The sequence below is a fragment of the Burkholderia catarinensis genome (assembly GCF_001883705.2).
GTDB lineage: Bacteria > Pseudomonadota > Gammaproteobacteria > Burkholderiales > Burkholderiaceae > Burkholderia > Burkholderia catarinensis.
This window is the reverse complement of the sequence record NZ_MDEQ02000015.1, coordinates 48,785-62,887: the sequence shown is the minus strand read 5'-3', so window position 1 is coordinate 62,887 and position 14,103 is coordinate 48,785. Positions and strand designations below refer to the sequence as shown.

Below are 14,103 nucleotides of genomic sequence, written 5' to 3'. Positions count from 1 at the left end.
GCAATTGGCCGGGCGCCTGCGCGCGCGGCCCTGTCGAGTATTTCGGATGATGAAAATTTTATCATGGCGCCACGCGGTCCGCTGGCCGCCGCGTTCGAGGGGAGCCTCATGTCGCCGCAAGCGCTGACCACCTCGGCGCTTCGCGCATGGCTGCAGCTCGCGCATGCGCCCGGCCTCGCGCCCGCCGTGCTGCAGGGGCTGCTCGATGCATTCGGGTCGCCGGCGGCGCTGCTGCGCGCGTCCGATCAAGCCATCGCCGCCGTCGGCAGCCCCGCCGCCGCACAGGCCGTGCGTGCGAGCCCGCACGACGATCTCGACGCGCGCACCGATGCCGCGCTCGCGTGGCTCGATGCGCCGGGCAATGCGCTCGTCACGCTCAACGATCCGGCCTACCCGCCGCGGTTGCGCGACCTGCACGATCCGCCGCTGCTGCTATATGTAAAGGGCCGACTCGACCTGCTGCACGCGCGCGGCCTCGCCGTGGTCGGCAGCCGCCACGCGACGCCGCAGGGGCTCGCCGACGCGACGCGCTTCGCACGCGAGTTGTCCGACGCGGGGCTCTCGATCGTCTCGGGCCTCGCGCTCGGGATCGACGGCGCCGCCCATCGCGGTGGGCTCGATGGCCGGTCGGGCACGGTCGCGGTGATCGCGACGGGCGCCGACCTCGTCTACCCGGCGCGGCACCGGGCGCTCGCCCACGAGATCGCCGCGCACGGCGCGATCGTGTCGGAATGGCCGCTCGGCACGCCGGCCCGCGCCGCGCATTTCCCCCAGCGCAACCGGCTGATCGCCGCGCTCGCGATCGGTACGCTCGTCGTCGAGGCCGCGCCGCGCTCCGGCTCGCTGATTACCGCGCGGCTCGCGAACGAACTGGGGCGCGATGTGTTCGCGATGCCGGGCTCGATCCACGCGCCGCTCGCCCAGGGCTGCCACGCGCTGATCCGCGACGGCGCGAAGCTTACGACGGCGGCGCTCGATGTGCTCGAGGAATACGGGCTGGGCGAACCGGCGGCTCGCGCGGCGGGTGACGCGCCGTGCTCCGGAAATCAGGGCGCGAATGCCGGCGGCCCCCACGGAACCGAAGCCGCTGGCAGCACGCACGCGGATCCCGCCGCTGCGGCCGCCGCGCCAGCCCGAACCGACGCATCGCCGCCGTCTCCACCGCCCGGCACCCCGTCCGAACTGGCCGTGCTGGCCGCGATGGGATACAGCCCCGTCACGTACGAATGGCTCGCCGAACACAGCGGCCTGTCCGACGACGTGCTGCACCGCGCGCTGCTCGCGCTGGAATTGGCCGGCCACGTCGCCAGCCTCCCCGGCGGCCGCTTCGCCCGGCTTGACGCGGCGCCCGCCCCGCCCGCGCGCGGCGTGCTACATTTCCCCGCATAGGGGCGGCCGCGCCGCCGACGATACTCAAGGAAATCCATGCCTGCGCTGAATCTCGACACCGATGCGGATCGGATCGCCGAGCGTCTCGCCGATCCCGGCACGTTGCTCGTCGCCTGCCTGTGCGCCGAGTGGTGCGGCACGTGCCGCGACTACCGGACGGCCTTCGACCGGCTCGCCGACGCACATCCGGACGCCTGCTTCGCCTGGATCGACATCGAAACGCATGCCGACCAGTTCGACGATCTCGACGTCGAGAACTTCCCGACGATCCTGATCGAGGATGCCAACACCGCACGCTTCTTCGGAACGGTGCTGCCGCATGCGGCGATCGTCGAGCGGATGCTGTCCGACCTGAGCGCGGTACCCGGCGCGCCGCACGCACCGAAATTGCGCAACGTCCTGACCGTCGAAGCCTGAATTCGCGGGCCGGCCCGGCGGTTTTTCGCATGTTTGCGCGCTCCGCCGCGGCGGGCGCTTGCCGCCGCTGCGGCCCCCCTCTATGATGGGCCGCTTTTTACACGCCGAGCCGCCATCGCTACGGCGTGTGCTATAAAGCGGTCGTAAAAGCGACCCACAACCGGCGAACCCGGTCTACCAACACACACCTGTCATGTCCAAAGCACTGATCATTGCGGAAAAGCCTTCTGTCGCGAACGACATCGCACGCGCTTTGGGCGGCTTTACCAAGCATGACGAGTATTACGAGAGCGACGAATTCGTCCTTTCGTCCGCTGTCGGCCACTTGCTGGAAATCGCCGCCCCGGAAGAGTACGAGGTCAAGCGCGGGAAATGGAGCTTCGCGCATCTGCCCGTCATCCCCCCGCATTTCGACCTGAACCCGATCGCAAAAAGCGAGTCGCGGCTCAAGGTGCTCACCAAGCTGATGAAGCGCAAGGACGTCGACCGCCTGATCAACGCATGTGACGCGGGGCGCGAGGGCGAGCTGATTTTCCGCCTGATCGCGCAGCACGCAAAGGCGAAGCAGCCGGTCCAGCGCCTGTGGCTGCAGTCGATGACTCCGCAGGCGATCCGCGACGGCTTCACGAACCTGCGCAGCGACACCGACATGCTGCCGCTCGCCGACGCCGCACGCTGCCGCTCGGAAGCCGACTGGCTCGTCGGGATCAACGGCACCCGCGCGATGACCGCGTTCAACAGCAAGGGCGGCGGCTTCTTCCTGACGACAGTTGGCCGCGTTCAGACGCCAACGTTGTCGATCGTCGTCGAACGCGAAGAGAAAATCCGCCGCTTCATCCCGCGCGACTACTGGGAAGTGAGGGCCGAATTCGCGTGCGCGGGCGGCTTCTACGAAGGCAAGTGGTATGACCCGAAATTCAAGCGCGACGAATTCGATCCGGAAAAGCGCGACTCCCGCCTGTGGAGCCTGCCTGCCGCCGAAACGATCGTCGCCGCATGCCGCGACCAGGTCGGCACGGTCTCCGAGGAATCGAAGCCGTCGACGCAACTGTCGCCGCTGCTGTTCGACCTGACGAGCCTGCAGCGCGAGGCGAACGGCCGCTTCGGGTTCTCCGCGAAGAACACGCTCGGTCTCGCGCAGGCACTGTATGAAAAGCACAAGGTGCTGACCTACCCGCGTACCGACGCGCGCGCGCTGCCGGAAGACTATCTTTCGACGGTCGAGTCCACGCTCGAGATGCTCAAGGAGAGCAACAATTACCTGCCGCATGCGAAGCAGGTGCTCGACAAGGGCTGGGTGAAGCCGAACAAGCGCATCTTCGACAACTCGAAGATCAGCGACCACTTTGCAATCATCCCGACGCTGCAGGCGCCGAAGTCGCTGTCCGAGCCGGAGCAGAAGCTGTACGACCTGGTCGTGAAGCGCTTCCTCGCCGTGTTCTTCCCCGCGGCCGAATTCCGCGTCACGACGCGGATCACCGAAGTCGCCGGCCATCACTTCAAGACCGAAGGCAAGGTGCTCGTCGAACCGGGCTGGCTGCAGGTGTACGGCCGCGACGCCGAAGGTGCGGACGCGAACCTCGTGCCGGTGCAGAAGAACGAGAAGGTGAAGACGGACGAAATCGCCGCCGTCGCGCTCGTGACGAAGCCGCCCGCACGCTACTCGGAAGCGACGCTGCTGTCCGCGATGGAAGGCGCGGGCAAGCTCGTCGAGGACGACGAGCTGCGCGAGGCGATGGCCGCGAAGGGCCTCGGCACGCCGGCGACGCGCGCGGCGATCATCGAAGGCCTGCTCGGCGAGAAATACCTGTTGCGCGAAGGCCGCGAACTGATCCCGACCGCGAAGGCATTCCAGCTGATGACGCTGCTGCGCGGCCTCGGCGTGAAGGAACTCACCGCGCCCGAACTCACCGGCGAATGGGAATACAAGCTGTCGCAGATGGAGCGCGGCAATCTCGGGCGCGAAGCGTTCATGCAGGAAATCGCCCGCATGACGCAGCAGATCGTCAAGCGCGCGAAGGAATACGATTCCGACACGATCCCCGGCGACTACGCGACGCTCGTGACGCCGTGCCCGAACTGCGGCGGCCAGGTGAAGGAAAACTACCGCCGCTTCGCGTGCACGAAGTGCGAGTTCTCGATCTCGAAGATCCCGGGCAGCCGGCAGTTCGAGATCCCGGAAGTCGAGGAGCTGCTGCAGAAGAAGGAAATCGGTCCGCTGTCCGGGTTCCGCAGCAAGATGGGCCGCCCGTTCTCGGCGATCCTCAAGCTGTCCTTCGACGACGAGACGAAGAACTACAAGCTCGAGTTCGATTTCGGCCAGGACCAGGGCGGCGAGGACGGCGAAGCGCCCGACTTCTCCGCGCAGGAGCCGGTCGGCGCGTGCCCGAAGTGCAAGGGCCGCGTGTTCGAGCACGGGATGAGCTACGTGTGCGAGCACTCGGTTGCCAACCCGAAGACTTGCGACTTCCGCTCGGGCAAGGTGATCCTGCAGCAGGAAATCACGCGCGAGCAGATGGGCAAGCTGCTCGCCGACGGTCGTACGGATCTGATGCCGAACTTCAAGTCGTCGCGCACCGGCCGCAACTTCAAGGCGTTCCTCGTGAAGCAGCCGGACGGCAAGATCGGCTTCGAGTTCGAGAAGAAGGAACCGAAGGCGGCCGCCGCGAAGAAGACGGCAAAATCGGCGACGAAGGATGCCGAAACCGTGACGGAAGGCGCCGAAGCGAAACCGGCACCGGCCCGCAAGACCGCCGCCCGCAAGACGACGGCGCGCAAGACGGGTTCGTAACGACCCGGCCGCCGGGGTTCGCCCCGGCGCATCAGGTTCCGGCAGGCAGCCATAAAAAAACGCGGATCGATCGCTCGATCCGCGTTTTTTCTTGTGCCGCGGCAATCGCCGCCCGGCCGTCGCGCCGTTACAGCGGCGACGGCACCGCGACGCGCGTGCGCAGCGAACGCGGCAGGCGCGGCGACAGGTTAGGGTCGGCCGATTCGGGCTGCTCGGCACGCGTCTCGACGCCGATCGGCGCGAGCGCCGAACTCTGCGCGGCCCACTGTTCGCCCAGCGTCGCGTCGGTCGAGTGGCTGAAATGCTCGACGAGGTGGTCGATGAACGTGCGCACCTTCGCGGGCAGATGGCGCCGGCTCGGGTAAGCGATGTTGATCTCGACCTGCGGCAGCCGGAAATCCGGCAGCAGCCGCACGAGCGCGCCGTGCGCGATGTCACCGCCGATCAGGTAGCTCGGCAGGATCGCGACGCCCATCCCGAGCAGCGCGCACTGGCGCAGCATCGCGGTGTTGTTCGCGACGATCACGTTGGTCGGGCGCACGCGCACTTCGCCGTCCGGCCCCGTGAATACGCGCTCGTCGCCCCAGTATTCGGTCGGCAGGCTCAGGCTCGGGTGTTCGGCGAGATGCTCCGGATGGGTCGGGACCCCGTGCTTCTCCAGGTAGCTCGGCGTCGCACATACGGTCATGCAGCCGGTGGTCAGGCGCCGCGTGACGATGCTCGCGCTGCGCATCTGGCGCGTCACGACGATGCCGACGTCGAAGCCTTCCTCGACGAGATCGACCTGCCGGTCGACCAGCGTGAGATCCGGCACCACTTTCGGGAAATTCTCCGTGTACGACTGCAACACGGGCGCGAGGTTATGCAGGCCGAACACGACCGGCGCGACGATGCGCAGCGTGCCGACCGGCTCGTGATTGCGTGCGACGACCATCTGCTCGACGTCCTCGAGCTCATCGAGGATCTGGCGAGCACGCTCCAGATAGACCTGGCCCGACTCCGTCAGGGAAAGACTGCGTGTGGTGCGGTTCAGCAAACGCGTGCCGAGCCGGCCTTCCAGATCGGCGACGTGACGCGTCGCAACCGCGTTGGAGATATCCATTGCGCTCGCGGCCCGCGCGAAACTGCCGAGATCTGCAACCCTGACGAACACGCGCATCGACTGCAAATGATCCATAAACGACTCCTGCCGCTGTTACAACTTCAAAAAGATGAAGCAAATGCGTAATTCTCCTACGACAGCGAAAAAGATGCAGAGTTGCCTAACAGGTCGCTGAATCGAGATAAAAATAGTCAAAAATCCTCGCCTTCTGCGGATAGTTGATCCAATTATTCTGATTGGAGCAACAATTGGGTGAACCTCGTCGAGTACGCGGTCGAATCAGGAAGGACGTATTTGATGCGACACAACAGCGCACCCCGCCGCCCGGCACGCAAGCGCCTCCCGGTGAGGCTGGCGCCGATTGCGGCGGAGCGTAACAACCTGTTAAAAAGACACCATGAAGGCGGCCGACGTAGCATCATGTCGGCCCCGGCCGGGCGGGACGGGCGCGCGACGTGCGCCGCCACCACCGCCACCGCTGCTTTCCACGCGCGACACCCGCTCACCATGAAAATTGCCATCCTCGACGACTACCAGGACGCCGTCCGCAAGCTGAACTGCTTCGAGATGCTTGCCGACCACGATGTGAAGGTCTTCAACAATACGGTGCGCGGGTTGGGACAGCTCGCAAGCCGTCTGGCGGAAGTCGAGGCGCTCGTGCTGATTCGTGAACGGACCCCGATTTCGTCGCAACTGCTCGCCAAGCTGCCGAACCTGCGCATGATCAGCCAGACCGGCCGCGTCTCGAGTCACATCGATCTCGAAGCCTGTACCGACCGCGGTATCGCGGTGCTCGAAGGCACGGGTTCGCCGGTCGCGCCCGCCGAGCTGACCTGGGCGCTCGTGATGGCCGCCCAGCGCCGCATTCCGCAGTACGTCGCGAACCTGAAGCAGGGCGCCTGGCAGCAGTCGGGCCTGAAGACGTCGGCGATGCCGCCGAACTTCGGCCTCGGCCAGGTGCTGCGCGGCCAGACGCTCGGCATCTGGGGCTACGGCAAGATCGGCCGGCTCGTCGCCGGCTACGGCAAGGCATTCGGGATGAACGTGCTGATCTGGGGCCGCGAGCATTCGCTCGAGGCCGCCCGCGCCGACGGCTACGCGGCCGCCGAAAGCCGCGAAGCGCTGTTCGAGCAGAGCGACGTGCTGTCGCTGCACCTGCGCATGCACGACGACACGCGCGGGATCGTGAAGCAGGAAGACCTGATGCGGATGAAGCCGACGTCGCTGCTCGTCAACACGAGCCGCGCGGAACTGCTCGAGGAAAATGCGCTGGTCAACGCGCTGTCGCACAACCGGCCGGGGATGGTCGCGATCGACGTGTTCGAAAGCGAGCCGATCCTGCAGGGCTACAGCCTGCTGCGGATGGAAAACGTGATCTGCACGCCGCACATCGGCTACGTCGAACGCGAAAGCTACGAGCTCTACTTCAGCGCGGCCTTCAGGAACATCCTTGCGTTCGACCAGGGCGACATGTCGAGCGTCGCCAACCCGCAAGCGCTGACGCCGATCCGCAAGCGCTGACCGCACGGGCTGCGCGCGCCGCGCGGCCCCGCTGCTCCGTTCCCTGCCGTCAGGCGGCCACGCTGCCGCCCGTCATCGCGCCGACGCGCGACAGGAAATGCTCGCCGTCGCGCCGCCCGAGGTCGTACGCATGCCGCATCTGCGACGGGCTCGTGTAATCCCAGCTCGAAATCGGCACCTTGCTCGACGGCTGCACGTACAGCCGCCGCTGGTCGCCATGCGCGACCGTGAACATCTGCGGGCGCGGATACAGCCGCGTGACGAGCACCAGTACGTCACCCGGCGACGGGTCGAGCGCGTCGACCGGCACGTTGTCGACCATCCCGCCGTCGAGCACGGGCCGGCCGCCGCGGCGCAGCACCGGCGTGAACGGCGGCGTGCAGGACGACTGCAGGATCAGGTCGGCGAGTTCGTCGACTTGCGTGCAAGCCTGCGCACGCACGAATTCGGGCCGAAAGCCGAGCGTGCGACCGAGCGTCGGGTGCAGCGTCTTGCGCACGTACTTCTCGATGTTGTACGCGACGAGGCCGGCGGCGACCGCGCTGCGCGCGCCGAGCCAGCGCGGCACGTGCGACACGCCAATGCGGATCTCCGGTGCCGCGGCGAGCTTCGCGAACGGCTCGCCGTAGATGTCGAGCAACGCCTGACGGTAGATCCGGTAATGCGGAAACACGGGCTCGCGCCCGAACAGGTTGCCCCAGTACGCGTTCTTCCGGTTGTGGCGCAGCGCCTCTTCGTAATAGCGCATCACCCACGCGGCGTCGCGCGTATAGAGCATGCACGCGGTCGCCGCGCCGGCCGAGATGCCGGTGATCACGCGCGGGCGCAGGCCGAGCGCCGGCTGCGCGACGTCCCAGAAGCCGGCCTGCCACCAGCAGCGATTGCCGCCGCCCGCAAAGACGATCTGGTCGAACATCGCGCCGCTCAGCTGACGAGCGCGTAGGTCGACGTCGCGTGGACGGCCATCTTGCCGTCCTCGTCGAACAGCTCGACTTCGCCGAACACGAGGTTGCGGCCCATCCGCAGCACGCGCGCGGTGACGAGCAAGTCGCCCTTGCGCACGGGACGCATGAAGTTCGTGTTCAGCGAGACGGTCGTCATCGGCCGGAACTCGCCGAGCGCGGCCGAGATCGCGACCACCATCGCGGTATCGGCGGCCGCCGTGAACACCTGGCCGCAGATCCCGCCGCCCGAATGGCGGAATTCGCCGGAAAACGGCAGGCGCAGCGTGACGCTGTCGTCGCCGATCGACACGGGGACCAGACCGAGCGAGCGGACCCACGGGGCCAGCAGGCGATCCAGCAATTCGCGGACAGCGTTTTCGTCCATCTTCGAAAGTCCAGAAAGCGTTGCGCGACCGCCGCGCAACACGTGTGGCGTCATCATACCGGGAGCGCGCAAACTGCGATCGCTCGTCATCGCGCCGGCAGCTGCCGTTGCCGTGACGAAATATTTTCAGGAAATTCGCACAAAGGACTTGCCAAGCCTGAAATACTCACGCATAATCTTTCTTCTGTTGGGGGCGTTAGCTCAGTTGGTAGAGCAGCGGACTCTTAATCCGTAGGTCGAGTGTTCGAGTCACTCACGCCCCACCAGGAATTCCGAAGCCCGGTTAGCGAAAGCTAACCGGGCTTTTTCCATTTCCGCGCGCCGCGCTCGCGGCACGCCCTCTGTCGCGGTACCCACCCGCACGCCCGTTTCGCATCGTTTCCGCTAGAATCGTCCGACAAATATCACACGACCGGCGCAGGCACTCCCGTTTGCCCGCCGGCACTGAGAGAACATGGGACGCCAGACATGGATGCATGCGAACGAGACGCGACCATTGAGAGGCCATGGTTGCACCGATACCGGCCTGTCCGTCGGGACACGCCGCTCACCCCGGCACACCCGAATCCGCCGCGCGACGCACGAACCGGATCCGGTCATGCCCGGTAAGGACGCGCTCGGCGCGCTGGCGCTCGGCGTCGCGCTGCTCGTGCTGGCAGGCGTGCTCGCCGTCACGGCCGGCCGGGCGACCGGCCACCTGGTTCGCGCGCCGGGCACGATCGTGCGCATCGTGCAGGACAGCGACGCGATGCGCGCGTACCGGCCGATCGTCGCGTACCTCGCGAACGACGGCCAGCGCCGCGAAATCGCCGGCAATACCGCATCGACCGTCCCCGCCTACGACATCGGCGAGAACGTCGACGTATTGCTCGACCCCGCCCATCCCGACCGCCCCGCGCTGATCGACGATTTTGCGCAGCGCTGGTTTCCGGCTGCGGTGGCGGCGCTGCTCGCCATCGCGTCGTTCGCGATCGGCGGCCTGCTGATCATCGGCGAGCGCCGCCGCCGGCCATCCGACGCACCGCCGACCCGGGCCGCACGCAAGCAGGCGCGGCGCCGCTGGGATGTCGCGATCGCGCTGATTCCGATCGCGATCGGCACCGGCTTCCTGGCAGGCGCAGGCGCCACCGGCCTGCGTCAGTGGCAGATTGCCCGTCACTATGCGCAATCGACCGGCCATGTCGTCGAGATCGCGGAAAACGCGCGCTCATCCCGTGCACGCACGTCGCTGTATTCGGCGATCGTCGCGTTCACGACCGACAGCGGGCGCCGGATCACGTTCGCCCAGGGCTCGGCGTCGTCGCATCCGGGCCTGTACGCAGGCGAAGCGGTCAATGTGCTGTACGACCCCGTCACACCCGAGCGCGCGGTCGTCGACCGGTTCTGGGATCGCTGGGGTCTCATGGCCATCCTGTTCGCGATCGGCGCGCCGTTCCTCGCGGCCGGGTTGTTCGTCGCCGCAACGCTATGGCCGGAACATCGGCCGCACGAAGCCGCTCAATGACGCTCGCGCGCCGGCCGCGCGCGACGCGGCAACCGTAACGGCGCGCTTCACCGTTCCCTGAACGCCTCCACCTTCGCGCGATTCCCGCACGTGCGCATGTCGCACCATCGGCGCCCGACGCCGCGGCCGCGGTCGACGAAAAACCATGTACACCGGCCGCACTGCCGCACGCGCGCGAAATCGTCGCTGCGCAGCAGTTGCTCGAAGCCAAGCGCGGCCGCATCGATCCAGCGCGAAGCGGCGCGTGCGTCAGGCCGCCACGCGAACCGGCCGTCGACCGCGTCGAACGCGCTGCGACCGATCGCTTCGCGGATCGCCATCGCGAGCCGGTCCGCCGCGCGCGCGCCGGCGCTGCCGCCGCCTCCGGCCGTCAGGTGCGCGATCGCGGCGTACGCATCGTCACGAAAGCGATGCAGCGCCGCCAGCTCGTCCGGGCCGTCCTGCCGCGGATGGCGCCGCAGCCGCGCCAGATCGTCCGGCGCCAGCAATCCCGCTTTCTCGGCCCACGCGCGCACGGCCGGCCAGTCGACGAGCTTGTCCTCGTCGCGCGTCTTGCCGGTGTCGGCCACCGTGTTGAGGAAGTCGAGCGCCGGATGGCCGCCGACGAAATCGGCCGTGCTCCATTCGTGCGCGAATCGCGCAGGCTCAGATCGAGTAACCATTTAATTCCACCTATCGGTTTCACATCCGGACAATCCGGCGTAACCTGTTAACAGCCAAAACAGGTTATCACGGAGAAGCCGATGCTCGAACTCGCGAACCGCTTCAATTTCGAAGGCCACCGGATTGCATGGGGCACGCTCGGAGAAGGCCCGCCGCTCGTGCTCGTGCACGGCACGCCGTTTTCTTCGCAGGTGTGGCGCCGGATCGCGCCGTGGCTCGCGTGGCGTCATCGCGTGTTCTTCTACGACCTGCTCGGCTATGGTCAATCCGACATGCCGGACACGGACGTGTCGCTCGGCCGCCAGAACGGGCTGTTCGGTGCGATGCTGAACGAGTGGAAGATTTCACGTCCGCGCGTGCTCGCGCACGACTACGGCGGCGCGACCGTGCTGCGCGCGCACTTCCTCGACGGCATCGCGTACGCAGACCTCACGCTCGTGAATCCGGTCGCGATCGCGCCGCAAGGGTCGCCGTTCGTGCAGCACGTCGCGCAGCACGAGGCCGCGTTCGCCGGGCTGCCCCCGTATGCGCATCACGCGCTCGTGTCGGCCTATCTCGGCCATGCGGTCGCGCGCCCGCTGAGCGACGACGCGCTGTCGATCTACCGTGCGCCGTGGCTCACGCCAGCCGGTCAGGCCGCGTTCTATCGCCAGATCGCGCAGATGCGCCAGCGCTACATCGAGGAAGCCGAGGCCCGCTACGCGCCGCCGGACTTTCCGGTGCGCATCGTGTGGGGCGAGGACGACGCGTGGATTCCGCTCGGACAGGGGCAGGCGCTTGCCGATCGCATCGCGAACGGCAAGCTGATCAGGGTGCCGCATGCGGGCCACCTGGTCCAGGAAGATGCGCCGGAAGCCATCGTCGCCGCCGTGCTCGACGGGTACGTGCCGAGCTGAGCGTCGCCGGTGTCGCGACTTGCGTCAGAACGCCGGCACGCCCTGCGCGAGCGTCGCGACGAATTTCGCGGTGCGCGGGTCGCACGGCCGGCCGAACAGGTCGCGCGACGTACCGGCCTCGACAATGCGGCCGTCGGCGAGGAACACCGCGTCGTGCGCAATCGATGCGGCCAAGCGCAGGTCGTGCGTGGCCATCAGCATCGTCGTGCCTTCGCGCGCGAGCTGGCGCAGCACTTCGACCACTTCGACGGACAGCTCCGGATCGAGCGCCGACGTCGGCTCGTCGCACAGCAGCACCTGCGGAGACGGCGCGAGCGCACGCGCGATCGCCACGCGCTGCTGCTGCCCGCCCGACAGCGTGGCCGGCCATGCGTCGGCCTTGTCCGCGATACCGACCTTGTCGAGCAACGCGAGTGCCCGCTGGCGCGCACGCTCTCGCGGCCAGCGCTGCACGGTCACGAGCCCCTCCATCACGTTCTGCACGGCGCTCAGGTGCGGAAACAACTGGAAGTTCTGGAACACCATGCCGGTCTGCTTGCGTACCGCAAACACCGTGTCGCGCGACGGCCGGCGCCCCGACGCAAAGTCGATGCGTGCATCGCCGACCGCAAGCGTGCCCGCCTCCGGCACTTCGAGCAGGTTCACGCAGCGCAGCAGCGTGCTCTTGCCGCTGCCGGACGGCCCGATCAGCGCAGTCACGCTGCCCGGCTGCAACGCGAGGTCGATCGCGCTCAGCACGCGCTGCGCGCCGAACGACTTGTCGATGCGTTCGAGACGAATCATCGCAATTCCGCCTGGAACAGCGCGTGACGGCCGAAGCGGGTTTCGAGGCGGCGTTGCAGCGTGGACAGCACCGAGCTGAACAGCAGATAGATCAGCGCGGCTTCGGTATAGAGAATCAGCGGTTCGTAGGTCACGGCCGCGATGCGCTGCGCGGCCTGGAAGATCTCGGGCACCGTCAGCACGGCCGCGAGCGACGTGTCCTTCACGAGCGAAATGAACGAATTCGACAGCGCGGGCAGCGCCACGCGTGCAGCCTGCGGCAGGATCGCGCGGCGCAACGCCTGCGCGCGCGTCATCGCCATCGAGTACGCCGCCTCCCACTGCCCCTTCGGCATCGATTCGATCACGCCGCGAATCACCTCGGCGTTGTACGCGCCGACGTTCAGCGAGAAGCCGATCACGGCGGCCGTCAGCGGATCGAGCACGATGCCGACGCTCGGCAATCCGTAGAAGATCACGAACAGTTGCACGAGCAGCGGCGAGCCGCGGAAAAGCCAGATATAGAAGCGTACGGCGGCCTGCGCCCAGCGCGGCCCGAACAGCCGCGCGAGCGCCGCGCCGAACGCGAGCAGCAAGCCGATCGCGAACGACGCGAGCGTGAGCGGAACCGTGAACACGAGCCCTGCGTAAAGCAGGGGCCGCAGCGATTCCGTCATCAGGTTCAGCCAGGCCGGCATCGTTCAGCCTCGCATCACGGCTGCGACACGTCGCGGCCGAAGTACTTCTGCGAGATCTTCGCGTAGGTGCCGTCCGCCTTGATGTCCGCGAGCGCCTTGTCGATCGCGGCCACCAGCGCGGGGCTGCCCTTGCGCAACAGCACGCCGGACGCGTCGCCGGCGCCGGTCTTGTCGGTCGCCGCGATCTTCAGTTTCGCGTCGGGCTTGTGCTTGCGGAAATCGAGGTACGACAGCGAATCGTTGATCGTCGCGTCGACTCGTCCCGACGTCAGCAGGTCGATCGATTCGTTGAAACCCTGCACGGGCACCACGTCCGCGCCATGCGCGGCTGCGAGCTTGCCGAAATTGCTCGTCAGCGTGTTCGCCGACCGCTTGCCTTTCAGGTCGTCGAACGAGCGGATCGTCGTGTTGTCCGCGCGCACGATCAGTACCGCGTGCGACGTGATGTACGGCGTCGAGAAATCGTATTTCGCCTTGCGTGCGTCGGTGATCGACACTTCGTTGACGACCGCGTCGTAGCGGTTCACGTCGAGGCCCGCGATCAGCCCGTCCCACTTGCCTTCGACGAACTGTGGCTTCACGCCGAGGCGCTGCGCGATCGCGGTCGCGATGTCGACGTCGAAGCCCGTCAGCTTGCCCGTCTCGTCGTGGTACGTGAACGGCGCGTAGGTGCCTTCGGTGCCGACCCGGAACACGCCGGCCGACTTGATCTGCGACAGGTCGTCGGCAGCCAGCGCGCTGGTTGCCGCGGTGGCCTGCAGCACTGCGACGATCAGGATGGAGCGGAAGAATTTCATGGTGCGGACCCCGAATGATTGGACAGAATCATCCCGCCGGCACGCATGCGCCGTTCGAGAGGTCCGCGAATTCTACCGACGCGTCGAAGCGCCGCAAAAACGCAAATCGGCTAACGATATGAGCCTATCGAATAACGCGCGAACCATGTCGCGACGGCCTGCGTCGGCCACCCCTCATCAACGTCAGACGAAATCTTGCCGGAAGCGGGGCACGACGAGGCGTTACGGGTAGTT

13 protein-coding genes and 1 tRNA gene are annotated in these 14,103 nt (G+C 67.1%); 7 read left to right on the top strand and 7 right to left on the bottom strand.

Annotation, left to right across the window (positions count from 1 at the left end; all coding sequences use genetic code 11):
- The first annotated feature begins 63 nt into the window (after positions 1-63).
- From dprA to BFF94_RS23775, 3 genes are all read left to right on the top strand, one after another.
- The gene (gene dprA / locus BFF94_RS23785) at positions 64-1,389 is read left to right on the top strand and encodes a DNA-processing protein DprA (protein ID WP_219139920.1); all 1,326 of its coding nucleotides are present in this window, start codon (positions 64-66) and stop codon (positions 1,387-1,389) included.
- Between the two features lie 36 nt (positions 1,390-1,425).
- The gene (locus tag BFF94_RS23780; protein WP_128843797.1) at positions 1,426-1,806 is read left to right on the top strand and encodes a thioredoxin family protein; all 381 of its coding nucleotides are present in this window, start codon (positions 1,426-1,428) and stop codon (positions 1,804-1,806) included.
- Positions 1,807-1,999: 193 nt separating this feature from the next.
- A complete protein-coding gene (locus BFF94_RS23775) occupies positions 2,000-4,597 on the top strand; it encodes a DNA topoisomerase III (protein WP_128843796.1) in 2,598 nt (865 codons plus the stop codon).
- A 127-nt stretch (positions 4,598-4,724) separates the two neighbouring features.
- Here BFF94_RS23775 and gvmR read toward each other — a convergent pair whose 3' ends face one another.
- Positions 4,725-5,774 carry a transcriptional regulator GvmR gene (gvmR, locus tag BFF94_RS23770; protein ID WP_128843795.1) on the bottom strand — a complete coding sequence of 350 codons (1,050 nt, stop codon included), beginning with the start codon at positions 5,772-5,774 and terminating at the stop codon, positions 4,725-4,727.
- Between the two features lie 432 nt (positions 5,775-6,206).
- On the opposite strand from gvmR, the gene BFF94_RS23765 reads away from it, so the two are divergent.
- Positions 6,207-7,220 (top strand): D-2-hydroxyacid dehydrogenase family protein, encoded by a 1,014-nt coding sequence (locus tag BFF94_RS23765; RefSeq protein ID WP_128843794.1) that lies wholly within the window; start codon positions 6,207-6,209, stop codon positions 7,218-7,220.
- 49 nt (positions 7,221-7,269) lie between these two features.
- On the opposite strand, the gene BFF94_RS23760 is transcribed toward BFF94_RS23765, so the two are convergent.
- Together BFF94_RS23760 and BFF94_RS23755 are read right to left on the bottom strand one after the other, a co-directional pair.
- Positions 7,270-8,136, bottom strand: a complete 867-nt coding sequence (locus tag BFF94_RS23760) for a patatin-like phospholipase family protein (RefSeq protein WP_128843793.1) — start codon at positions 8,134-8,136, stop codon at positions 7,270-7,272.
- A gap of 8 nt (positions 8,137-8,144) precedes the next feature.
- Positions 8,145-8,549, bottom strand: coding sequence for a PaaI family thioesterase (locus BFF94_RS23755; protein WP_128843792.1), 405 nt, complete (start codon positions 8,547-8,549; stop codon positions 8,145-8,147).
- A gap of 190 nt (positions 8,550-8,739) precedes the next feature.
- Between BFF94_RS23755 and BFF94_RS23750 the strand changes: the two genes are divergently transcribed.
- Positions 8,740-8,815 (top strand) — tRNA-Lys (locus BFF94_RS23750).
- 188 nt (positions 8,816-9,003) lie between these two features.
- Positions 9,004-10,053, top strand: coding sequence for a DUF3592 domain-containing protein (locus BFF94_RS23745; RefSeq protein ID WP_219139919.1), 1,050 nt, complete (start codon positions 9,004-9,006; stop codon positions 10,051-10,053).
- Between the two features lie 47 nt (positions 10,054-10,100).
- Here the strand turns inward: BFF94_RS23745 and BFF94_RS23740 are convergent, their stop codons facing one another.
- The gene (locus tag BFF94_RS23740) at positions 10,101-10,715 is read right to left on the bottom strand and encodes a CGNR zinc finger domain-containing protein (protein ID WP_219139918.1); all 615 of its coding nucleotides are present in this window, start codon (positions 10,713-10,715) and stop codon (positions 10,101-10,103) included.
- An 81-nt stretch (positions 10,716-10,796) separates the two neighbouring features.
- On the opposite strand from BFF94_RS23740, the gene BFF94_RS23735 reads away from it, so the two are divergent.
- Positions 10,797-11,612 carry an alpha/beta fold hydrolase gene (locus BFF94_RS23735; protein WP_128843789.1) on the top strand — a complete coding sequence of 272 codons (816 nt, stop codon included), beginning with the start codon at positions 10,797-10,799 and terminating at the stop codon, positions 11,610-11,612.
- A 24-nt stretch (positions 11,613-11,636) separates the two neighbouring features.
- On the opposite strand, the gene BFF94_RS23730 is transcribed toward BFF94_RS23735, so the two are convergent.
- Genes BFF94_RS23730 through BFF94_RS23720 form a run of 3 tightly spaced genes read right to left on the bottom strand, consistent with a single transcriptional unit; the run spans position 11,637 to position 13,869 of the window.
- Positions 11,637-12,395, bottom strand: a complete 759-nt coding sequence (locus BFF94_RS23730) for an amino acid ABC transporter ATP-binding protein (RefSeq protein WP_128843788.1) — start codon at positions 12,393-12,395, stop codon at positions 11,637-11,639.
- The gene (locus tag BFF94_RS23725; RefSeq protein ID WP_128843787.1) at positions 12,392-13,072 is read right to left on the bottom strand and encodes an amino acid ABC transporter permease; all 681 of its coding nucleotides are present in this window, start codon (positions 13,070-13,072) and stop codon (positions 12,392-12,394) included. Before BFF94_RS23725 ends, BFF94_RS23730 begins: the two co-directional genes overlap by 4 nt.
- A 14-nt stretch (positions 13,073-13,086) precedes the next feature.
- Positions 13,087-13,869, bottom strand: a complete 783-nt coding sequence (locus BFF94_RS23720; RefSeq protein ID WP_128843786.1) for an amino acid ABC transporter substrate-binding protein — start codon at positions 13,867-13,869, stop codon at positions 13,087-13,089.
- Positions 13,870-14,103: the final 234 nt, after the last annotated feature.

Coding starts and splice junctions, on each gene's coding strand:
- dprA (WP_219139920.1), top strand. CDS start 64: ATGGCGCCACGCGGTCCGCTGGCCGCCGCGTTCGAGGGGAGCCTCATG.
- BFF94_RS23780 (WP_128843797.1), top strand. CDS start 1,426: ATGCCTGCGCTGAATCTCGACACCGATGCGGATCGGATCGCCGAGCGT.
- BFF94_RS23775 (WP_128843796.1), top strand. CDS start 2,000: ATGTCCAAAGCACTGATCATTGCGGAAAAGCCTTCTGTCGCGAACGAC.
- gvmR (WP_128843795.1), bottom strand. CDS start 5,774: ATGGATCATTTGCAGTCGATGCGCGTGTTCGTCAGGGTTGCAGATCTC.
- BFF94_RS23765 (WP_128843794.1), top strand. CDS start 6,207: ATGAAAATTGCCATCCTCGACGACTACCAGGACGCCGTCCGCAAGCTG.
- BFF94_RS23760 (WP_128843793.1), bottom strand. CDS start 8,136: ATGTTCGACCAGATCGTCTTTGCGGGCGGCGGCAATCGCTGCTGGTGG.
- BFF94_RS23755 (WP_128843792.1), bottom strand. CDS start 8,549: ATGGACGAAAACGCTGTCCGCGAATTGCTGGATCGCCTGCTGGCCCCG.
- BFF94_RS23745 (WP_219139919.1), top strand. CDS start 9,004: ATGGGACGCCAGACATGGATGCATGCGAACGAGACGCGACCATTGAGA.
- BFF94_RS23740 (WP_219139918.1), bottom strand. CDS start 10,715: ATGGTTACTCGATCTGAGCCTGCGCGATTCGCGCACGAATGGAGCACG.
- BFF94_RS23735 (WP_128843789.1), top strand. CDS start 10,797: ATGCTCGAACTCGCGAACCGCTTCAATTTCGAAGGCCACCGGATTGCA.
- BFF94_RS23730 (WP_128843788.1), bottom strand. CDS start 12,395: ATGATTCGTCTCGAACGCATCGACAAGTCGTTCGGCGCGCAGCGCGTG.
- BFF94_RS23725 (WP_128843787.1), bottom strand. CDS start 13,072: ATGCCGGCCTGGCTGAACCTGATGACGGAATCGCTGCGGCCCCTGCTT.
- BFF94_RS23720 (WP_128843786.1), bottom strand. CDS start 13,869: ATGAAATTCTTCCGCTCCATCCTGATCGTCGCAGTGCTGCAGGCCACC.